This window comes from Paracoccus denitrificans (assembly GCF_900100045.1).
Taxonomy (GTDB): Bacteria; Pseudomonadota; Alphaproteobacteria; order Rhodobacterales; family Rhodobacteraceae; genus Paracoccus; species Paracoccus denitrificans.
In genome coordinates this window covers 1-20,566 of the sequence record NZ_FNEA01000051.1, presented here as the reverse complement: position 1 = coordinate 20,566, position 20,566 = coordinate 1, and the positions used below count along the sequence as shown (strand labels likewise).

16 protein-coding genes and 1 riboswitch are annotated in these 20,566 nt (G+C 69.9%); of the genes, 10 read left to right on the top strand and 6 right to left on the bottom strand.

Annotated elements, in window-relative coordinates; all coding sequences use genetic code 11:
- From BLT64_RS24440 to BLT64_RS24405, 8 genes are all read left to right on the top strand, one after another.
- A partial coding sequence (locus BLT64_RS24440) for a hypothetical protein (protein WP_074810725.1) occupies positions 1-370 on the top strand: 370 nt, incomplete at its 5' end.
- Between the two features lie 198 nt (positions 371-568).
- Positions 569-1,744 (top strand): toxic anion resistance protein, encoded by a 1,176-nt coding sequence (locus tag BLT64_RS24435; protein WP_041530321.1) that lies wholly within the window; start codon positions 569-571, stop codon positions 1,742-1,744.
- Positions 1,741-2,772: a DUF2927 domain-containing protein gene (locus BLT64_RS24430; protein ID WP_011749224.1), complete on the top strand. Its 1,032-nt coding sequence runs from the start codon at positions 1,741-1,743 to the stop codon at positions 2,770-2,772. The genes BLT64_RS24435 and BLT64_RS24430 overlap by 4 nt, the downstream gene beginning before the upstream one ends.
- Positions 2,773-2,778: 6 nt before the next feature.
- Positions 2,779-3,444 carry a hypothetical protein gene (locus BLT64_RS24425; protein ID WP_011749223.1) on the top strand — a complete coding sequence of 222 codons (666 nt, stop codon included), beginning with the start codon at positions 2,779-2,781 and terminating at the stop codon, positions 3,442-3,444.
- A 15-nt stretch (positions 3,445-3,459) separates the two neighbouring features.
- Positions 3,460-4,590 carry an SPFH domain-containing protein gene (locus BLT64_RS24420; RefSeq protein WP_011749222.1) on the top strand — a complete coding sequence of 377 codons (1,131 nt, stop codon included), beginning with the start codon at positions 3,460-3,462 and terminating at the stop codon, positions 4,588-4,590.
- Positions 4,591-4,599: 9 nt separating this feature from the next.
- Entirely contained in the window at positions 4,600-5,907 is a 1,308-nt protein-coding gene (locus tag BLT64_RS24415) for a TFIIB-type zinc ribbon-containing protein (protein WP_011749221.1), read from the top strand.
- A 20-nt stretch (positions 5,908-5,927) separates the two neighbouring features.
- Complete coding sequence (locus BLT64_RS24410; protein WP_011749220.1) at positions 5,928-6,848, top strand: carbohydrate kinase family protein; 921 nt, start codon at positions 5,928-5,930, stop codon at positions 6,846-6,848.
- A 215-nt stretch (positions 6,849-7,063) separates the two neighbouring features.
- Complete coding sequence (locus tag BLT64_RS24405; RefSeq protein ID WP_041530502.1) at positions 7,064-7,711, top strand: exopolysaccharide biosynthesis protein; 648 nt, start codon at positions 7,064-7,066, stop codon at positions 7,709-7,711.
- A 55-nt stretch (positions 7,712-7,766) separates the two neighbouring features.
- Here BLT64_RS24405 and thiC read toward each other — a convergent pair whose 3' ends face one another.
- From thiC to BLT64_RS24375, 6 genes are all read right to left on the bottom strand, one after another.
- On the bottom strand, positions 7,767-9,566 hold the full coding sequence (gene thiC, locus BLT64_RS24400; RefSeq protein WP_011749218.1) for a phosphomethylpyrimidine synthase ThiC: 1,800 nt from the start codon (positions 9,564-9,566) through the stop codon (positions 7,767-7,769).
- Positions 9,567-9,689: 123 nt separating this feature from the next.
- Positions 9,690-9,820, bottom strand: a riboswitch (TPP riboswitch).
- A complete protein-coding gene (locus tag BLT64_RS24395) occupies positions 9,786-11,234 on the bottom strand; it encodes an efflux transporter outer membrane subunit (protein ID WP_011749217.1) in 1,449 nt (482 codons plus the stop codon). Its footprint overlaps the riboswitch before it by 35 nt.
- Positions 11,235-11,335: 101 nt before the next feature.
- Positions 11,336-14,461 carry a multidrug efflux RND transporter permease subunit gene (locus BLT64_RS24390; RefSeq protein WP_011749216.1) on the bottom strand — a complete coding sequence of 1,042 codons (3,126 nt, stop codon included), beginning with the start codon at positions 14,459-14,461 and terminating at the stop codon, positions 11,336-11,338.
- 4 nt (positions 14,462-14,465) lie between these two features.
- Positions 14,466-15,659 (bottom strand): efflux RND transporter periplasmic adaptor subunit, encoded by a 1,194-nt coding sequence (locus tag BLT64_RS24385; protein WP_011749215.1) that lies wholly within the window; start codon positions 15,657-15,659, stop codon positions 14,466-14,468.
- A 38-nt stretch (positions 15,660-15,697) separates the two neighbouring features.
- Positions 15,698-16,264: a TetR/AcrR family transcriptional regulator gene (locus tag BLT64_RS24380; RefSeq protein ID WP_011749214.1), complete on the bottom strand. Its 567-nt coding sequence runs from the start codon at positions 16,262-16,264 to the stop codon at positions 15,698-15,700.
- 115 nt (positions 16,265-16,379) lie between these two features.
- On the bottom strand, positions 16,380-16,904 hold the full coding sequence (locus BLT64_RS24375) for a hypothetical protein (protein WP_011749213.1): 525 nt from the start codon (positions 16,902-16,904) through the stop codon (positions 16,380-16,382).
- 453 nt (positions 16,905-17,357) lie between these two features.
- Between BLT64_RS24375 and BLT64_RS24370 the strand changes: the two genes are divergently transcribed.
- On the top strand, positions 17,358-18,557 hold the full coding sequence (locus BLT64_RS24370; protein ID WP_041530500.1) for an efflux RND transporter periplasmic adaptor subunit: 1,200 nt from the start codon (positions 17,358-17,360) through the stop codon (positions 18,555-18,557).
- Entirely contained in the window at positions 18,550-20,556 is a 2,007-nt protein-coding gene (locus BLT64_RS24365; RefSeq protein ID WP_011749211.1) for a MacB family efflux pump subunit, read from the top strand. The genes BLT64_RS24370 and BLT64_RS24365 overlap by 8 nt, the downstream gene beginning before the upstream one ends.
- Positions 20,557-20,566 lie beyond the last annotated feature (10 nt).

Below are 20,566 nucleotides of genomic sequence, written 5' to 3'. Positions count from 1 at the left end.
TCAGGGCTCGGACGTATTCGAGGGCGGCGTGCGGGTGGTGACCGAGCAGGTCGAGGCGACGACCGATGCGCAGGGCGGCTGGTCGCTAGATCTGATCGTGAACGGCGAGGGCGAGCGGGCCGGGACGACCTGGACCGTCGCGGGCTACAGCCCCTATGTGGCCAAGCTGTTCGAGGTGCGGTCGCTGTTTCTGGCCTCGGCGCTGGAGACGACGCTGGGCGATCTGGAAAGGACCAGCGCGCAGAACCTGAAGGCGGCGCGCGAGGGCGGCGCGGTGCGGCTGATCGTCGCCCCGGACTACGACCGCTACCTCGCCCTGCCCGAGGGGCAGAGGCGCCCGAACGATCTGGTTCTGGTCAGGCCGCAGTAGACAGGCCCCCCGCGGACGATGCGTGGCGGTCCCGCTTGCCGGGGCCGCCATTTTTTTGGCGCGCTGGCCGGATGGCCGGCAGGATGGCAACACCCGCGAAAGCAAAGGGAACCTTCGCCGCGGCCTCTCGTTGAACTCGGCAGGAAACGGCCTATTCTGCGGCCGGGACCCTGTTCCACCATGAAAGGACGAAGCCGGATGACCACCCAGACGCAGGCCAGCGCCCAAGCCGCCTTGGACGAGATCCAGACCGTGACCGCCGTCGTCCTGCCCGAGCCGCCCGCCGCCGCGCCGACGCTGACCGAGGCCGAGCCCGCCGTCGCCGCCGAGATCCGCCGGCGGATGGAAGAGGTCGATATCCGCGATTCCGGCTCGATCGTGCATTTCGGGGCGCGCGCCCAGAACGAACTCCAGGAAATCAGCCAGGCCATGCTGGCCGATGTCAAGAACAAGGACGTGGGCCCCGCCGGCGAGTCGCTGCGCGAGATCGTGACCACCATCCGCGGTTTCTCGGTCAGCGAACTGGACGTGCGCCGCCAGCGCAGCTGGTGGGAAAGGCTGCTGGGCCGTGCCGCGCCCTTTGCCAAGTTCGTGGCCAATTACGAAGAGGTGCAGGGCCAGATCGACCGCATCGCCATGGATCTGGACCAGCACCAGCACCGGCTTCTCAAGGACATCCGGTCGCTCGACCTGCTTTATGACCGCACGCTGAACTTCTATGACGAACTGGCGCTCTACATCGCCGCGGGCGAGGAAAAGCTGGCCCAGATCGACCGCGACGAAATCCCCGCCAAGGAGGCCGCCGTCGAGGCCGCGGCCGAGAACGACAAGGTGATGGCCGCGCAGGAACTGCGCGACCTGCGCTCGGCCCGCGACGACCTGGAGCGCCGCGTGCACGACCTCAAGCTGACCCGGCAGGTGACGATGCAGTCGCTGCCCTCGATCCGGCTGGTGCAGGAAAACGACAAGTCGCTGGTGACCAAGATCAATTCGACGCTGGTGAACACCGTGCCGCTGTGGGAGACGCAGCTGGCGCAGGCCGTCACCATCCAGCGCAGCGCCGAGGCCGCCCGCGCGGTCAAGGAGGCGAACGACCTGACCAACGACCTGCTGACCGCCAACGCCAAAAACCTGCGCGAAGCCAATGCCCAGATCCGCACCCAGGTTGAGCGCGGCGTCTTCGACATCGAGGCCGTGCGCACCGCCAACGCCGAGCTGATCTCGACCATCGAGGACAGCCTGCGCATCGCCGACGAAGGCCGCACCCGGCGCGCCGCCGCCGAAGAGGACCTCAAGGTGATGGAGGCCGAATTGCGCAAGACCCTCGCCTCGGCCAGCGCCCGATCCGCAACCCCCGCAGCAAAGACACCGTGACCCTGACAGCCCGTTCCCGCCTGCCGCGCTCTGCGGCCCTTGCGCTGCTGGCGCTGCTGGCCGCCTGCGCGCCCGAGCCGCCGGCAGAGGCGCCGCCACCCGCGGTCGAGGCGCCGCCGCCGCCCGACCGCCCCGACCCGCCCCCGGTCGATCAGGCCGCGCTGCGCCGGGAGCGCGCCGAAAACGCCCGTGCCGCTGCCGCGCGGGCCGAGGCCGCCGCCGCCTCGCCCGCCAGCCGCAACATGCGCGACTATCTCGCCGGCATCGAAGAGGCGCTGATCGCCCGCGGCCGGCTGCGCACCGATGCGGGGTCCGAGATCGCGCTGACCCCGGAAAAGCTGACCGATGCCTTCATCGAGGTCGCGCTGCATGACGAATATATGCGCGAAGGCGGCAAGCTGATCTCGCGCCCGACGCCCGCGCCCCTGCGGCGCTGGCAGCAGCCGGTCCTGATGCGGCTGGAATTCGGCGATTCGGTCGCCCCCGACCAGCGCGCCCGCGACCGGGCCGAGATCGCGGGCTTTGCCGCGCGGCTGGCGCGCGTCAGCGGCCATCCGGTGGCGCTGACCGGCGGCGCCGGCAACGTCAACGTGCTGATCCTGAACGAGGACGAGCGCCGCGCCATCGGCCCGCGCCTGTCCTCGCTGATGCCCGGCATTCCCTCTGGCGACATCGCCGCGCTGCGCGACCTGGCGCCGCAGAACTATTGCACGGTCTTCGCCTATTCCAGCGGCAACTCCCCGGTCTATGCCCAGGCCGTGGCGCTGATCCGGGCCGAACTGCCGCCGCGCCTGCGCCGCTCGTGCATCCATGAGGAGCTGGCGCAAAGCATGGGGCTGGCCAATGACAGCCCGCGCGCGCGGCCCTCGGTCTTCAATGACAACGAGGAATTCGCCTACCTGACCCGGCATGACGAGCTGCTGCTGCAGATCCTCTACGACCCGCGCCTGCGCCCCGGCATGACCGAGGCCGAGGCCCGCCCCATCGTGCTGCAGATCGCCCGCGAACTGCTCGGGACCGAGGTATAGGCGGCGATGCGCTGGCCTGCCCGCCTGCTCGTCGCCTTGCTGGCCCTCGGTGCGGCAGGGACCGGCAATGCTGGGCCTGACGCCACGCCCGCCCGCGACTGGATCGCGCAGGCTTCCGGCCGGCCCGGCGCCTGGACCGATCACGGCCTGCTCGAACTGCCCAGCGGCATGCTTTTCGTCGGCGACCCGACCTGGGGCGACGATTACCACATCCGCGACCCGCGCCGGCTGGCCACCGCGGCGCTGCGCGTCTTCAGCCGTTCGGACGAACAGGGCCGCAACCTCGCCCTCTGGCTGGAGGCGGCGGGGGGCGAGCCGAAGGCGACCGGAGAGAGAATCGAGTTCGGCGTCGATGCCGCGACGATCGCCCTGGGCGATCTGGAGGGCGGCCGGGCATTGGTGGCATGGGGCGAATCCCGTCTGGAAAAGGGGCTGGGCGACAGTTTCGACTGGCTATCACCCATTCTTCAAGAAAAGATGAATTTCGCCCGCTGGCTGCCCATCCCGCCCGACGACCGGCCCATCTTCATCGCCTCGACCGGGATGGATGGCGGGCTTGCCGCCGTCTGGTTGCTTGACGAACGGGGCTCTCTCAGCGGTATCCTCATCGATATCGCCGGACGGGCTTCGGACGGACAATACCTCGACACGCTCTTGCCCGCGGCCCAGTAACGAAAAGGCAGCCCCATGTCCCTCTTCAACATCCTCGGCGGCGAGTTCATCGAGATCATCGAATGGACCGACGACTCGCGCGACACCATGGTCTATCGCTACCCGACCGTCGGCAAGGCGATCAAATACGGCGCCAAGCTGACCGTGCGCGAGGGCCAGGCCGCCGTCTTCATCCACGAAGGCCAGCTTGCCGACGTCTTCGCCCCCGGCCTCTACATGCTGGAAACCAACAACCTGCCGATCCTGACCCGGCTGCAGCACTGGGACCACGGCTTCCGTTCGCCCTTCAAGTCCGAGATCTATTTCGTCAACACCACCCGCTTCAACGACCTGAAATGGGGCACCAAGAACCCGGTGATCGCGCGCGACCCGGAATTCGGACCCGTCCGCATCCGCGCCTTCGGCACCTATTCCATGCGCGTGACCGACCCCGGCCGCTTCATGACCGAGATCGTCGGCACCGACGGCGAATTCACCCGCGACGAGATCAGCTTCCAGCTGCGCAACATCATCGTGCAGGAATTTTCGCGCATGATCGCGGGCTCGGGCATCCCGGTGCTCGACATGGCGGCCAATACCGGCGACCTGGGCCAGATGGTCGCCAAGGCGATCAGCCCGACCGTCGCCGCCTACGGCCTGACCATCCCGGAATTCTACATCGAGAACATCAGCCTGCCCGACGAGGTGGAAAAGATGCTCGACAAGCGCACCTCGATGGGCATCGTCGGCGACCTGAACCGCTTTGGCCAATATGCCGCATCCGAGGCGATGCTGAACGCCTCGAACCAGCCCGGCGGCATGGGCGCGGGCATCGGCGCCGGCCTTGGTGCGGGCATGGGCGTCGCCATGGCGCAGCGCGGCCCCTGGGGCGCCGTTCCCCAGCAGCCTCCCCAGCAGCAGGCGCCGCAAACCCCGCCGCCGCTGCACCACCCCGAGACCGTCTGGCATATCGCCGTGAACGGCCAGGCCGACGGCCCCTATGGCCGCGCCCATCTCGGCCGCCTGGTGCGCGAGGGCGGCTTTACCCGCGAAACGCTGGTCTGGACCCCCGGCCAGGACGGCTGGAAGCCGGCCGATGAGGTCGCGGAACTCGCCCAGCTCTTCACCGTCGCGCCGCCCCCGCCGCCGCTCCCCAAGGCGGAGTGACCGGCCGGAATGCCGACGCCGCCCTCGGAATATCGCTATCCGTGCGAGAATTGCGGCGCGAGCCTGGAATTCTCGCCCGGCCAGCAAAGCCTCGTCTGCCCCTATTGCGGGCATGAGCAGCATATCGGTCCCGGCCCCGCCCGCGCGCCGGCCCGCCAGCCGCAGCAGGGGCCATGGGGCGAAAGCGCCATCCTGCTCGACCCGGCGACCGGGCGGGCGCTGCAATGGGACGGCGGGCACAAGTCGCCGGGCTTGCGGGAATTGCCGCTGGAACACGGGCTTTCGCTGGACCAACACAGCGACCTGACCGAAACGGTCCGCACCCTCTCCTGCCCGAATTGCGGCGCCAAGGTCGAGATCACCAGCGACCGCCACGCCTCGGCCTGCCCGTTCTGCGCCACCGCCGTCGTCACCGACACCGGCACCACCCGCCACATCAAGCCGCAGGGCGTGCTGCCCTTCGTCATCACCGAGGTGCAGGCGAAAACCGCGCTCGAGGACTGGCTGCACGGGCTGTGGTTCGCACCCTCGGGCCTGACCGCCTATGCCCGGCGCGGCAAGAGGATGAGCGGGGTCTATTCGCCCTTCTGGACTTTCGACGCCGACACCGCCTCGCGCTATACCGGCGCGCGCGGCGACTGGTATTACGAGACGGTCTACGTCACGCAGATGGTGAACGGCCGCCAGCAGCGCGTCGCCCAGCAGGTGCGCAAGACGCGCTGGACCCCGGTCTCGGGCCAGGTGGCGCGGGATTTCGACGATGTCCTGGTGCTCGCCTCCAGCTCGCTGCCGCGCCGCATCACCGACGCGCTGACGCCCTGGGAGCTGTCGCACCTCGTCCCCTACCAGCCGGAATACCTCGCCGGCTTCCTGGCCGAGGGCTATACGATCCCGCTCGCCTCCGGCCACGGCATCGCGCGTCAGGAAATGGCCGGCGTCATCGCCATGGACGTGCGCCGCGCCATCGGCGGCAACGAACAGCGCATCACCGGCATCGAGACCCGCTACAGCGACGAAACCTTCAAGCATGTCCTGCTGCCGGTCTGGACCGCCGCCTATCGCTACAACGGCAAAAGCTACCGCTTCGTCGTCAACGGCCAGTCCGGCCGCGTCCAGGGCGAACGGCCCTGGTCGGTCTGGAAGATCGCCTTTGCCGTCCTGCTGGCGCTCGCCCTGCTTCTGGCGCTGCTCTGGCTGAACGAGCGCGGCGATTTCGTCCGCATCGGCGCGGCACCCCTCACGCCGGATATTTCCATGAGCGGCAGTTACCGCTATCAGGAGACAGGAGCGGGCGGTCCAGCCGTCCGAAGCGGCTGAGAAACGGGAGGGGGAAGGCCATGATCCTTTGCGCCGGGGAATCGCTGATCGACATGGTGCCCGAAGGCGCCAATTACCGGCCCCTGCCCGGGGGCGCGGTCTACAACACCGCCATCGCGCTTGGCCGCATGGGCGCGCAGGCGGGCTATCTCTGGCCGATCTCGCGCGACGGTTTCGGCGACATGCTGCTGCGCCCGCTGGCCGAGGCGGGGGTGGATACCGGCCTCTGCCCGCGCAGCGACCGGCTGACCACGCTGGCCTTCGTCACCCTGACCGGGGGCGAGGCGCGCTATTCCTTCTATGACGAGGGTTCGGCCGGGCGCATGTTCGCCCCCGGCGCCCTGCCCGACATTCCCGACGATGTCTCGGCGCTCTTCATCGGCGGCATCAGCCTGGTGCCCGATCCCTGCGGCAGCGCCGTCGAGGTGCTGGTGGAACGCGTCCGCCACCGCATGCCGGTGATGCTGGACCCCAACATCCGCCCCTTCTTCATCGCCGACGAGGCCGCCTATCGCGCCCGGCTCGACCGGCTCATCGGCATGGCCGATCTGGTCAAGCTCTCGGGGGACGACCTGGAATGGCTGATGCCGGGCGCCAGCTTCGAGGAAGCCGCCGCCGCCATCCTCGACCGCGGGCCGCGGGTGGTGTTCCAGACCGGCGGCTCGGCCGGCGCGCGGGCGCATTGGTCGGGCGCACCGCTTGCCGCGCAGGCGGTGCGGGTCGAGGTCGCCGACACGATCGGCGCCGGCGACACCTTCAACGCCGGAGTGCTGGCCGCGCTCGACCGCGCCGGCGTGCTGACGCGCGAGGGGATCCAGCGCCTGACCCCGGAAGCCATCGCCGCAGCACTTGCGCTCGGCACCCGGGCGGCGGCGATCACCGTCTCGCGCCCCGGCGCCAACCCGCCCTGGGCGCACGAACTGGCCGCGCTGCCGTCCTGACCGGCGGCCGGCCCGGCTTCTTCGTTCCCCAAATACTCATGACGCAAGGCGGCCGCCCTCGGCCCCGCCCCGGTCTCGCGCAGCCTTGACGAGGACGGGGGGAACCCATGGCCAGGGCTGCGGGTTTCGACGCCGACGACCAAGGCAGCCCCCGGAACCAGGACCGCATGTCGCAGAACCAACCCCCCGAACCCACACCCCCGCCAAAAGACCCGATGCCGCCGAATGGCGACGCCGGCACCCCGGACGACCCGGCTGCCGAAGGTCGAACCCACCGGCAGCACCTCTCGCAATTCCTGATGCGGATCGCCGACGACGACACGCGCGCCCGGATCAGCGTCACCGATCTGCTGGTCCTGCTGGAGGGGCGCGCGACCGCCGGCCTTCTGCTGCTCTTCGCATTTCCCAACGTCCTGCCGATGCCGCCGGGCACCTCGGGCATCCTGGGCCTGCCGCTGGTCTACCTGTCCTTCCAGATGATGCTGGGCCACAGGCCATGGCTGCCCCGCTTCATCGCCGGGCGTTCGGTGCCGCGGGCGGATTTCGCGGCGATCATCGCGCGCAGCGCCCCCTTTCTGGCCCGGGCCGAAAGGCTGCTCTCGCCGCGCATTCCGGTGCTGACCGGGCCCCTGGCCTTGCACATCATCGGCGCGCTCTGCCTGGTGCTCTCCATCCTGCTGCTGCTGCCGATCCCGCTGGGCAACATGCTGCCGGCGCTGGCGATTTCCGTCCTCGCGCTCGGCGTTCTGGAACGGGACGGGATCTGGATCGTCGCCGGCAGCCTGATCGCCGTCCTGGCCGCCGCCGTCGTCTGGGGCGTGATCTGGGCGTTCTTCCGCGGCCTCGCCCTGCTTCTTGCCTGACCGCGTATGAAACGCCAAGGCGGGCGGGCGCGGCCAGAAGCCGCGCCCCCGCGGATCAATCGGCCGCCTCCGCCACGCTTTCCGCAACCGGCAGGTAAAGCGCCCCGCCCTCGCGGAACTTCTCGGCCATGCGCGCCATGCCGGCCTGCTTTTCAGCCTCGGCCCGGATGTCGTGCGAGATCCGCATCGAGCAGAACTTCGGCCCGCACATCGAACAGAAATGCGCCAGCTTGTGCGCCTCTTTCGGCAGGGTCTCGTCATGCATGGCCTGCGCGGTGTCCGGGTCCAGGCCCAGGTTGAACTGGTCCTGCCAGCGGAACTCGAACCGCGCGCGCGACAGCGCATCGTCGCGCCGCTGCGCCCCGGGATGGCCCTTGGCCAGATCGGCGGCATGGGCGGCCAGCTTGTAGGTGATGACGCCGGTCTTGACGTCGTCGCGGTCGGGCAGGCCCAGATGCTCCTTGGGCGTGACATAGCACAGCATCGCCGTGCCGAACCAGCCGATCATCGCCGCCCCGATGGCCGAGGTGATGTGGTCGTAGCCCGGTGCGATATCGGTGGTCAGCGGGCCAAGCGTATAGAACGGCGCCTCGTGGCAATGCCGCAGCTGCTCCTCCATATTGGCCTTGATCTTGTGCATCGGCACATGGCCCGGCCCCTCGATCATCACCTGGCAATCCCGGGCCCAGGCGATCTTCGTCAGCTCGCCCAGGGTGCGCAGTTCGGCGCATTGCGCCTCGTCATTGGCATCGGCGATCGAGCCGGGACGCAGCCCGTCGCCCAGGCTGAAGCTGACGTCATAGGCCTGCATGATCTCGCAGATCTCGTCGAAGCGCTCATACAGGAAGCTCTCGCGGTGGTGGTGCAGGCACCATTTCGCCATGATCGAGCCGCCGCGGCTGACGATCCCCGTCACCCGCCGCGCGGTCAGCGGGATCATGTGCAGCCGCACCCCGGCATGGATGGTGAAATAGTCCACGCCCTGCTCGGCCTGTTCGACCAGCGTGTCCCGAAACACCTCCCAGCTCAGATCCTCGGCCACGCCGCCGACCTTCTCCAGCGCCTGATACAGCGGCACGGTGCCGATGGGCACCGGCGCGTTGCGGATGATCCAGTCGCGGATGTTGTGGATGTTGCGGCCGGTGGACAGGTCCATCACCGTGTCCGCGCCCCAGCGGATCGCCCAGACCATCTTCTCGACCTCCTCCTCCATGCTGGAGGTGACGGCGGAGTTGCCGATATTGGCGTTGATCTTGACCTTGAAATTGCGGCCGATGATCATCGGCTCCAACTCGCGGTGGTTGATGTTGGCCGGGATGATGGCGCGGCCGGCGGCGATCTCGGCCCGCACGAATTCCGGCGTCACCAGATCGGGCAGCTCGGCCCCCATCGGCGCGCCGTCGCGGGCATGGGCGACCAGCCGCCCCTCGTTCTCGCGGATGGCCGCGAACTCCATCTCGGGGGTGACGATGCCGGCGCGGGCATAGGCCAGCTGCGTCACCGCCCGGCCCGCCGCCGCGCGCAGGGGATCGCGGCGCAGCGGAAAGGCGGGGGTCAGCCGCGCGCCCTCGGCAAAGCCGTTGTCGGCGGCGGTGACCTGCCGGCCGGGATAGGGCGCCACGTCGCCGCGCCGCAGCTGCCAGTCGCCGCGCAGGTCCGGCAGGCCGCGGGCGATGTCGGCCTGCACCGCCGCGTCGGTATAGGGGCCGGAGCTGTCATAGACGACCAGCGGCGGCTCGTTCGAGACGGCGATCTCGCGCATGGGCACGCGGATGTCGTGCAGGCTGCCCGGCACATGGATCTTGCGCGATCCGGGCAGCGGGCCGGTGGTGATTTGCGGGATGGTCTGGCTCATCTGGTCCTCCTTCGGCGAAAGACCCAGAGGAAAACAGGGCAGAAAGGGACCATGCCGGCCCCGCGGATCACGCGCAAAGGGCCCGATGGCCCGAAAGGACCACCCCGCGATCTGCATATGGGGAAAGCTGCCCTTCGGTCTTCCTACGCCAGCATCAACTGGGTCAGGTTCAAAGGGTCGCTTCACCGGAACCGCCCATGGGCGGTCCCTGTCAGCCTCTCAGTCCCCTAGGCGGGACTCCCCTGACGTGAGGGGAACATGGCCGTTTCCCGCCGGGCGGTCAATCCCTGAGGTGGCGGGCAGGCCGACACCCCCGGCCGAGGCGGCGCTGAGCGCGACGAAGTTCAGCGCCTGCTGGCGCACCGCCGCGGCCAGTTCCTGCCGGGCCGACAGCAGGCTGCGCTCGGCATCCAGGACCGGGAAGAAATCCGCCTCGCCCAGCTCATAGGAGCTGCGGGTCAGGTTCACCGTCTCGCGCGCATTCTCGACCAGCCGCGATTGCGCGGCGACGGCGCGGGCGTCGCGGTTATAGCCGGCCAGCGCGTTCTCGACCTCCTCGACCGCGCCCAGGACCGAGGCCTGCCAGGCCAGCCGCGCCTGTTCCGCCCGCGCCTGCGCGGCGGAAAGCTGCGCCTGGTTCGCCCCGCCCGAGAACAGCGGCAGCGAGATCTGCGGCCCGAAGCCCCAGCTCTTGCTGCTGCCACCGCCGCCGATATTCGTCGGCGTGATCGAGCCGGACAGCGTCAGCCGCGGATAGAAGGCCGCCTGCGCCTCGCCCACATCGGCGGCGGCGGCGGCCAGGTTGCGCTCGGCCATGCGCACGTCGGGACGCACCCGGACCACGTCGGCCGGCACGCCGACGCTGGCGCTGTAGCGGGCGCGCGGCTGGCCGCCGCCCTGGCGCAGCTGCGCCGCCAGATCGGCGCTGCGCCCGGCGGTCAGCGTGGCCAGCCGGTTCACCGACTGGTCGAAGCCGACCTCCAGCCCGGGCAGCGCCGCCTCGGCCTGAGCCACCAGTTGCTCGGCCTGCAGCACCTCCAGCCGCGAGACGCTGCCGAAGGCGTCCTGGGTGCGGGTCATCTCCAGCGTGCGCTTGCGGCTGGTCAGGCTTTGCCGGGTCAGCGCCAGCGCCTCCTGGTAATAGCGCGCGTCGACATAGGCCGAGGCGATGGCGCTTGCCACGGTCAGCCGCGCCACCTCGGCCGACAGATAGGCCGCGTCCAGCCGGGCCGAGGCGCCCTGCCGCGCCGCCCGGTTCTGGCCGAACAGATCGACCAGCCAGGACACGCCCAGCGTGGCCGAGCTGCTTTCGACGATGCCGGTCTCGCTGCGGTTGCGCGCCGCCGCGCCCTGCGCCTCGACCTGCGGCAGGTCGCTGGCGCCGACCAGCCGCGCATTGGCCTGCGCCTCGCGGATGGTGGCGACGGCGGTCTGCACGTCCAGGTTGCGATTCAGCCCGGCGGCGATCAGCCCGTCCAGCCGCTTGTCGCGAAATGCCGCCCACCAGGCGTTGGCGCCGGCGCGGCGGGCCGGGGAACTGGCGGCGAATGCGCCGGCCACCTCGGCGCGGGGCGCGGTATGGCTGACCGGGTTGCAGGCGGCCAGCGCCAGGGTCGAGACAAGCCCGCCCAGCAGGCCGCGGCGGGAAAGAGGCAAGGTCTGGATCATCCGAAACTCTCTGTTGAACGCGGCCCGGCTGGGGTCGCGGAAAGGGAAATGGCGGCACGGGCGGCCTTGGTCCCGCCCGTGCCTTGCGGCGGCGCCGGAGCCTAGCCCGCCGTATCGGCCTGCGGCCCGGCCGCCGTCCTGCCGCCGGTCAGCCGGCTGACCCCGCCCAGCACGAAGACGAAGAACACCGGCACGAAGAACACCGCCAGCACCGTGGCCGCGACCATGCCGCCGATCACCCCGGTGCCGATGGCGTTCTGGCTGGCCGCCGAGGGGCCGGTGGCGATGGCCAGCGGCACCACGCCCAGCGTGAAGGCCAGCGAGGTCATCAGGATCGGGCGAAAGCGCAGCTTCGCCGCCGTCACCGCCGCGTCGATCAGGCTTTGCCCCTGCTCGCGCAGGTCCTTGGCGAACTCGACGATCAGGATGGCGTTCTTGGCGGAAAGCCCGATGATCGCGATCAGCCCCACCTTGAAATAGATGTCGTTGGGCATGTCGCGCAGCATGACGGCGACGACGCAGCCCAGGACGCCCAGCGGCACCACCAGCATCACCGAAAGCGGGATCGACCAGCTTTCGTAAAGCCCCGAAAGCAGCAGGAAGACGAACAGGATGCTCATCGCGTAAAGCAGCGTCGCCTGCGACCCGGCCTGGATCTCCTCCAGCGACTGCCCGGTCCATTCATAGCCGAAGCCCGGCGGCAGCTCGGCCGCCAGCCGCTCCATCTCGGCCATGGCTGCGCCCGAGCTGTAGCCCGGACCGGCGGCGCCGGCGATGCGGATCGCGGGATAGCCGTTATAGCCCACGACCTGCGACGGCCCCTGCTCCCATGCCACGCTGGCGAACGAGGAAAACGGCACCATCCCGCCACCCGCGTTGCGCACGGTCAGCGCCAGGATGTCCTCGGCCTGCATGCGACTGTCGTCCTCGGCCTGCATGACCACGCGCTGCATCTTCCCGGCATTGGGGAAGTCGTTGATATAGGCCGAGCCCAGGTATTGCGAGATCGTCGCCGAAATGTCGGCGAAGGTCACGCCGAAGGCATTGGCCTTTTCGCGGTCGATGGTGACGAAGACCTGCGCGGCCGAGGGCAGCCCCTCGATGCGCAGCCCGGTGGCGATGCCGTTTTCCTGCGCCTTGGCGATGATCTGCTGGGCGGCTGCCAGCAGCGCCTCCTGCCCCTGCCCGCCGCGGTCCTGCAAGCGGAAGCTGAAGCCGCCGGTGGCGCCGAAGCCGGGGATCGGCGGCGGCGACAGCGCAAAGGCCTGCGCGTCCTGATAGCCGAACATCTCCATGTTCGCGGCATTGGCGATGTCCTGCGCCGATTGCTCGCGCTCGGCCCAGTCCTTGAAGGTGACGAACATCAGCCCCGCGTTCGGCCCCTGCCCCGAAAAGCTGAAGCCGCGGATCGCCACGGTATTCTCGACCGCATCGCTGCGCTGGAACATCTGCGTGGCCTGGCCCAGCACCTCGTCCGTGCGGTTGGAACTCGCCGTGGCAGGGGTCTGGATGTCGGCGATGATGAAGCCCTGGTCCTCGTTCGGCAGGAAACTGGTCGGCAGGCGCAGGAAGCCCATGGCCGTCGCGCCGACCAGCACCAGATAGAACGCCATCATCACCAGCCGCCGCCGCGTGACCAGCCCGACCGCGCTGGTGTAACGCTCGGTCAGCCGGTCGAAATTGCGGTTGAACCAGCCGAAGAAGCCCTTCCTTTCGTGATGGCCGCTGATCGGCTTCAGGAAGGTCGCGCAAAGCGCCGGGGTCAGCGTCAGCGCCAGGAAGGCCGAGAACAGGATCGACACCACCATGGTCAGCGCGAACTGGCGATAGATGATGCCCGACGAGCCGGGAAAGAAGGCCATCGGCACAAAGACCGCCGCCAGGACCAGCGTAATGCCGACGATGGCGCCCGAGATCTGGCCCATGGCCTTTTCCGTCGCCTCGCGCGGGGGCAGCCCCTCGGTCGCCATGATGCGCTCGACGTTCTCGATCACCACGATGGCGTCGTCGACCAGGATGCCGATGGCCAGCACCATGGCGAACATGGTCAGCACGTTGATCGAGAACCCCGCCGCCAGCATGACCGCCACCGTCCCCGTCAGCGCGATGGGCACCACGATGGTCGGGATGATGGTATAGCGGAAATTCTGCAAAAACAGGAACATCACCACAAAGACCAGCGCCACCGCCTCCAGCAGCGTGTGCAGCACCTTCTCGATCGACGCCTCGACGAAGGGGGTGGTGTCATAGGGGATGGTATGGCTGACGCCGTCGGGGAAGAACCGCGACAGCTCCTCCATCTTCTGGTGCACCGCCTCGGAGGTGCTCAGCGCATTGCCGGCGGCCGAAAGCTGGATGCCCAGCGCCGCCGCCGGCTTGCCGTTGATGCGCGAGGCGAAGCTGTAGCTTTCCGCGCCCACCTCCAGCCGGGCCACGTCGCGGAGCAGCACGGTCGAGCCGTCGGGATTGGCGCGCAGCACGATCTTGCCGAACTCCTCGACATCGTCGAGCTGCCCCTTGATCAGCACGGTCGCGGTCAGCTGCTGGCCGATGGGGTTCGGGTCGGCGCCGACCTTGCCCGCCGCGACCTGCGCGTTCTGCGCCCGCACCGCCGCGACGATCTCGGCCGAGCTGAGGTTCAGCCCGGTCATCTTGGCCGGATCGACCCAGATCCGCAGCGCCCGTTCCGGGGCAAAGACCTGCGCCCGGCCCACGCCCTCGATGCGGCGGATCTCGCCCGCCACGTTGCGGTTCAGGTAATCGCCCAGCGCGATGTCGTCCATCGCCCCGTCGTCCGAGGTCAGCGCGACCATCATCAGGAAGCCCGTGCCCGCCTCTTCGATCAGCACGCCCTGGTCGACCACGCTTTGCGGCAAGAGCGGTTCGACCCGCGCCACGGCGTTCTGCACGTCCACCTGGGCGCGGGCGATGTCGGTGCCCGGCTCGAAGGTCGCCGTGATCGACATGGCCCCCGAACTGTCCGAGACGGATTCGTAATAGGCCAGCCCCTCGACGCCGTTCAACTCGTCCTCGATGGGCTGGGCGACGGCCTGGTTGATCTCTCCCGGCGCGGCGCCGGTATAGGCGGTCGAGATGGTGATCTGCGGCCAGGCCACCTGCGGATATTGCGCGATGGGCATCATCGGCAGCGCCAGCACCCCGGCGATGACGATGAAGATCGAGATCACCCAGGCCAGCACCGGCCGGTGAATGAAGAACCGTGCCATCGCCCTACTCCTGCGCAGGCGCCGGGGCGGGCGCTTCGGCCGCCGCGGCGGCACCGGCCGGCACCGCCGGCTGGGCCGCGTCCACAGGCTGCGGCACCACCTTGGCGTCGGGGTAAAGCTTCTGCGCTCCGGCGACCACGACCCGGTCGCCCGGCTTCAGCCCGCTTTCCACCAGCCAGCGGTTGCCGGCGGTCTGGCCCAGCGTCACGTCGCGGCGCTCGACCGTGTCGGCATCCTTCAGCGCATAGACATAGGCCTGGCCCGACTGGTCGCGCTGCACCGCCATCTGCGGCACGGTCAGGGCGTTGTCGCGCACCGCCTGCTCGATCCGCACCCGGACGTAAAGCCCGGGCAGCAGGTCGCCCTCGGGGTTCGGGAACTCGGCGCGCAGCGTGATCTGCCCGGTCGAGCTGTCCACGCTCGCCTCGGAAAACAGCAGCTTGCCGGGATGGGCATATTCGCTGCCGTCGTCGAAGATCAGCCGCACCGCCGCCGCGTCGGCCGAGATCATGGCCAGTTGCCCCGCCGCCAGGGCCCGGCGCAACGCGAACAGTTCGGACGAGGACTGGGTGAAGTCCACATAGACCGGGTCGAGCTGCTGGATCGTCGCCATGATGTCGGTCTGGGCGTTGACCAGCGCGCCCTCGGTCACCAGCGCCCGGCCGACCACGCCGGCGATGGGCGCCGCGACCTCGGTATAGGAACGGTTCAGCTGCGCCTCCTGCAGCGAGGCGCGGGCGATGGCCACATCCGCCTGGGCCTGGGCCAGCGCGGTGGCGGCATTGTCCAGGTCGACCCCCGCCGTCACCTTGCGCTCGCGCAGGGCGCGGGCACGCTTTTCCTGGTCGGCGGCGTTCAGCGCCGTGGCCTCGGCCCGGGCCAGCGCGCCCTCGGCGCTGGCGACGCGCACGTCATAGGGGGCGGGGTCGATGCGGTAAAGCACATCGCCCGCCTCGACCTTGCCGCCCTGCTCGAAGACGCGCTCGATCACGATGCCGCCGACGCGCGGCCGCACCTCGGCGGTGCGGGTCGCGGCCACGCGGCCGGGCAATTCGTTCACCACCGGCAGCGCCTCGGGCGTCATTTCCTGCACGCTGACCTGCGGCGGCGGCAATTGCTGCGCCGCCGCCGGGGCGGCCGCCATCAGGCAGCAAAGCACAAGCCCGGCGCAGACGCCGGGAGAAAGTCTCATGGTCATGGTTCTTTCCTGGGAAGGCTGAATGGTTCGGGGAGGGGTCAGTCTCCGGCTGCGCCGGGGTCGCTTTCCGCGACCGCCATCAATTCATCAAGGATCTCGTTGCGGGTTTCCTGGTCGAAACGGTGGAAGCCGAAATATTCCAGGAACGCCATGCCGTGCAGCGTCAGCAGCGCCATCAGCATCCGCCGCCGGTCGGCCGCCTGGGCCGCCACCGTCTCGGCATCGCTGGCCAGCTTTTCGCGCATGATCTCGCGGCATTCGGCATGCTCGCCCATGCTGGCGCTGACCAGCAGCGCCATGTCCAGCTCCTCGTCGGTCGGCACGCGGCGGTATTCGTCGATCAGCGCGCGCAGCCGCGCGTTCGGCTCGCCCTCGCGCCGGGCACGGATCTCGACGAAGCGCGCCTGATGCTGGGCCATCTTGTGGCGGATGAAGGCGGCCAGCAGCCCGGCCTTGCTGTCGCAATCATAGACCACGCTGGACTTGCTGATCCCCGCCTCCTTGGCGACGGCGTCGATGCTGAGCCCGGTGATGCCCGAGCGCCGCGCCACCCGCTCGATGGCGGCCATCAGCTCGTCGCGGTCGATCGTGCGCTTGCGTCCCATATCCGGTCCGATAATTTCAATACGACCGTTCGTTTATAATTCTGCCGGCAAGCTGTCAACCGCCCGATGCGCACCTCTCGCCGCCGGCCCGAACCATCGCGGCGGCCGGCCGGCGTCAGGTTCTCTCCACCTCGGGGGTCGTCCGGCCGGCGCCGTCCTTGCGCCGCCTGTCCAGCACCTGCTGATGCTCGATGATCCGGCTCACCGTCAGGCGGCAGGCTTCGTCGGCGGCGTGCAGGGGACGCGCCACGCGATCCTCCAGCGAGGCCATCGCCCGCGCCGGAGCCATGACCTTGCGGGCGGCGATATGGCCCAGCGGCCGGTTCTCCAGCACGAACATCTCCAGCCAGGCGCCGTTATAGGTGTTCTCGAAGCCGATGACGGATCGCTCGGCGCCAAGGGCATAGACCGCGATCAGGTCGCCCTGCCGTGGCGCCGGTGCCGCGCCTTCCGCGGCGGGCGTCAGCGCCTCGGCGATCTCATAGCGCCCAAGCAGCCAGCGCATCGCCAGCTCCGGCTCGTCGCGCAGGGCCGCGGGCAGGTCCTCTGCCCTGCCCGACCGGAACGCGGCAAGAAGCGCGGTGTCCAGGCAACGCCACTGCCCGGTGGCCGCGGAATGGAATGTCAGCAGAAAACGCATCGTCAGCTCGACCTTTGTTCTGTTCTTGCTGCCGGCGGGTCACGAGGGCCACTTAGGCACGAGAACCCGCGCCTGCAAGGGGCGGCGATGTCGCAGCCGTCCCCGCAGCGCCTGCCGGGACCGCAAGACGGCGGCGGATTGCCCGGCCGATCCCGCCGCCTGCGCCCTGCGCCCCGGCACGCGGCGGGCGCATCCCGTCCCATCAGGACTCCGTGTCCCTTGCCCCGGTCGTCCGTGAACGGAACATCCGCATTGAAATATATGCCGAAACCCGACCGGGGCGGCGCTCAACAAGATGTGCTCCCGGGTGCGGCCGCAATGCGAAAACCATGGTCGCGCGGGGATGCGAACCGCGCTAGAAGCATCGCCAGGCGGGCCGCCCCGGACAAGGGCCGCGCCCGCGCCGATCCCCTGTCGCCCGGCCGCCGCCGGCCGAACGTCACGGAGCACCCGATGCGCAAGCCCGTCCTCCTTGTCCTGATCGCCGCGGCGCTTGTCACCCTGTGGGCCGGGCTGGCCGGGATCACCCAGGGCAAACCCGCGACGCCCGGCTATATCAGCGCCGAGGTCTCGCGCGGTTCTCTTGAGGTATCGGTTCTTGCTGAGGGTCGTTTGAAGCCTTCGAACCTTGTTGCGGTGGGTGCGCAGGTTTCGGGTCGGATCACCGAGCTGGCGGTGGTTCTGGGCCAGCGGGTGGAGCAGGGCGACCTGATCGCGCGGATCGACTCGGTCCAGCAGGCCAACGAATTGCGCACCGCACAGGCGGCGCTGGCCAATCTCAAGGCGCAGATGGCCGAGCGCCGCGCCGTGCTGGCCCTGGCCGAAAAGACCCTGGAACGCCAGCAGAACCTGATCCGCTCGAACGCCGCCTCGCGCAGCACCATGGACAGCGCCCAGCAGGATGTCGACGTCGCCCGCGCCCAGATCGCCGCGCTGCAGGCCCAGATCGCCCAGGCCGAGGTCGCCATCGAGATCGCCCGCACCGACCTCGACTATACCCGCATCACCGCCCCCATGGCCGGCACCGTGCTGGCCATCGTCAGCCAGGCCGGGCAGACGGTGAACGCGGTGCAGTCCTCGCCCACCATCGTCGTGCTGGGCCAGCTCGACCGCATGGACGTGCATGCCGAGATCTCCGAGGCCGATATCGGCAAGGTCCGGCCCGGCCAGAAGGTGCGCTTCAGCCTGCTCGACGACAGCGGCCGCAGCTACGAGGGCGTGCTGGACAGCATCGCGCCGGCGCCGCAGAGCATCGTCAACGACAGCGCCATCCAGGGCGGCACCGGCACCGACAGCAGCAGCGGCGCGATCTACTACACCGGCATCGTCCCGGTCGAGAACCCCGACGGCCGGCTGCGCAGCTACATGACCGCCCAGGTCAGCATCGTGCTGGGCGCGGCGCAGGACGTGCTGACCATCCCGTCCAGCGCGCTCGGCCGGCGCAATCCCGACGGCAGCCACCAGGTCCGGGTGCTGGGCGGCGCCGGCATCGAGACCCGCGACGTGGTGATCGGGCTCAACGACAAGGTGGCGGCCGAGGTGGTCTCGGGCCTGGCCGAGGGCGAGCGCGTGGTGACCGGCGAGCAGGGCGCCGCCCCGGCCGCCGCCGCCCCCCGCGGCAGCCGCCGCATGATGGGGCCGCTGGGTGGCTGAGACGGGCGCCCCTCTGATCCGGCTGCGCGGCGTCGGCCGCGAATACCCCTCGGGCGAGGGGGTGCTGCGCGTGCTCACGGACATCGACCTCGACATCGGCCAGGGCGAGTTCGTCGCCGTCATGGGCGCCTCGGGCTCGGGCAAGTCGACGCTGATGAACATCCTGGGCTGCCTCGACCGGCCCAGCTCGGGCAGCTACCGGATGGACGGGCGCGAGGTGGCGCGGCTGGGCGCGGGCGAGCTGGCGGCGCTGCGCCGCGAGACCTTCGGCTTCATCTTCCAGCGCTACCACCTGCTCTCCGAGATGACGGCGCTGGGGAATGTCGAGGTGCCGGCGATCTATCGCGGCCTGCCCGCCGATGCCCGCCGCGCCCGCGCCCGCGACCTGCTGGAGCGGCTGGGGCTGGGCGACCGGACGGGGCACCGGCCCGGCCAGCTTTCGGGCGGCCAGCAGCAGCGGGTCTCGATCGCCCGGGCGCTGGTCAACGACGCCCGCGTGATCCTGGCCGACGAGCCCACCGGCGCGCTCGACAGCCGCAGCGGCGACGAGGTGCTGGGCATCCTGGAGCGGCTGAACGCCGAGGGCCGCACCGTGGTCATCGTCACCCACGACCCCAGGGTCGCGGCGCGGGCGCATCGCGTGGTCGAGATCGCCGACGGCCGCATCGTCGCGGACCGCCGGACCGGGGCGCCGGCCGCCGATCCCGGGCCCGGCCCCGCACAGGCCCCGCAACCCGCCCCGCAACCGGCCCCCGTTCAGGCCCCCGTTCAGGCCCGCGTTCAGGCCCGCGCCGCCGTGCCGGTGCTGGGCCGGCTGGCCGAGGCGCTGCGCATGGCGCTGCTTTCCATGCGCGCCCACAAGCTGCGCAGCTTCCTGACCATGCTGGGCATCATCATCGGCATCGCCTCGGTGGTCTCGGTGGTGGCCTTGGGCGAGGGCTCGCGCCGGCAGGTGCTGCAGAACATCGCCGGGCTGGGCACCAACACCCTGCAGATCTTTCCGGGCCGCGATTTCGGCGACATGCGCTCGGGGCGGGTGACGACGCTGGTCACCGCCGACGCCGCGGCGCTGGCCCGCCAGCCCCATGTCGCCTCGGTCAGCCCGACGGTCGGCACCAGCGCCACCCTGCGCCACGGCGCCACCGAGGCCAGCGCCCAGATCAGCGGCGTCGGCGAGCAGTATTTCGACGTGGCCGGCGTCGCGCTGACCCAGGGCCGCGGCTTCGACGAGGCCGACGTGGCGGCGATGGGCCAGAACGTCGTCATCGACGAGAACACCCGGACCAGCCTCTTCGGCGACGGCCCGGCGCTGGGGCAGGTCTTCATGGCCGGCAAGGTGCCCCTGCGGGTGATCGGCGTGGCCGAGGCGCAGAACCGCGGCCCCGGCGGCTCGACCAGCCTGACCGTCTATGCCCCCTATACCACGGTGCAGGCGCGCTACCTGGGCTCGACCAGCGTCAGCGGGCTGACCCTGCGGGTGGCCGACGACGTGGACATGGCGCTGGCCGAGCAGATGGTCGCCGACATCCTGACCCGGCGCCACGGCACCAGGGACTTCTTCATCGTCAACAACGACCAGATCCGCCAGACCATCACCTCGACCACGCAGACCCTGGCGCTGCTGATCGCGGCCATTGCGGTGATCTCGCTGGTGGTCGGCGGCATCGGGGTGATGAACATCATGCTGGTCTCGGTCACCGAGCGCATCGGCGAGATCGGCCTGCGCATGGCGGTCGGCGCCCGGCGCGGCGACATCCGCGCGCAATTCCTGATCGAGGCGGTGCTGGTCTGCGTCATCGGCGGCATCGCCGGCATCCTGGCCGCGCTCGGCTTCGGCCTGGCCTTCGAGCGCATGAGCAGCGACTTCACCCTGGTCTATTCCCCCCTCTCCATGCTCGCCGCCCTCGCCAGCGCCTGCGCCATCGGCCTCGCATTCGGATACCTCCCGGCCGTCAACGCCGCAAAACTCGACCCCGTCAAAGCACTCCAAAAAGGGTGAATGGGGGGGG

Excerpts from the sequence above, each read along its gene's own strand:
- BLT64_RS24390 (WP_011749216.1), bottom strand. The coding sequence starts at position 14,461 with ATGGCACGGTTCTTCATTCACCGGCCGGTGCTGGCCTGGGTGATCTCG.
- thiC (WP_011749218.1), bottom strand. The coding sequence starts at position 9,566 with ATGAGCCAGACCATCCCGCAAATCACCACCGGCCCGCTGCCCGGATCG.
- BLT64_RS24435 (WP_041530321.1), top strand. The coding sequence starts at position 569 with ATGACCACCCAGACGCAGGCCAGCGCCCAAGCCGCCTTGGACGAGATC.
- BLT64_RS24375 (WP_011749213.1), bottom strand. The coding sequence starts at position 16,904 with ATGCGTTTTCTGCTGACATTCCATTCCGCGGCCACCGGGCAGTGGCGT.
- BLT64_RS24420 (WP_011749222.1), top strand. The coding sequence starts at position 3,460 with ATGTCCCTCTTCAACATCCTCGGCGGCGAGTTCATCGAGATCATCGAA.
- BLT64_RS24395 (WP_011749217.1), bottom strand. The coding sequence starts at position 11,234 with ATGATCCAGACCTTGCCTCTTTCCCGCCGCGGCCTGCTGGGCGGGCTT.
- BLT64_RS24380 (WP_011749214.1), bottom strand. The coding sequence starts at position 16,264 with ATGGGACGCAAGCGCACGATCGACCGCGACGAGCTGATGGCCGCCATC.
- BLT64_RS24410 (WP_011749220.1), top strand. The coding sequence starts at position 5,928 with ATGATCCTTTGCGCCGGGGAATCGCTGATCGACATGGTGCCCGAAGGC.
- BLT64_RS24405 (WP_041530502.1), top strand. The coding sequence starts at position 7,064 with ATGCCGCCGAATGGCGACGCCGGCACCCCGGACGACCCGGCTGCCGAA.
- BLT64_RS24425 (WP_011749223.1), top strand. The coding sequence starts at position 2,779 with ATGCGCTGGCCTGCCCGCCTGCTCGTCGCCTTGCTGGCCCTCGGTGCG.
- BLT64_RS24385 (WP_011749215.1), bottom strand. The coding sequence starts at position 15,659 with ATGACCATGAGACTTTCTCCCGGCGTCTGCGCCGGGCTTGTGCTTTGC.
- BLT64_RS24370 (WP_041530500.1), top strand. The coding sequence starts at position 17,358 with ATGCGCAAGCCCGTCCTCCTTGTCCTGATCGCCGCGGCGCTTGTCACC.
- BLT64_RS24415 (WP_011749221.1), top strand. The coding sequence starts at position 4,600 with ATGCCGACGCCGCCCTCGGAATATCGCTATCCGTGCGAGAATTGCGGC.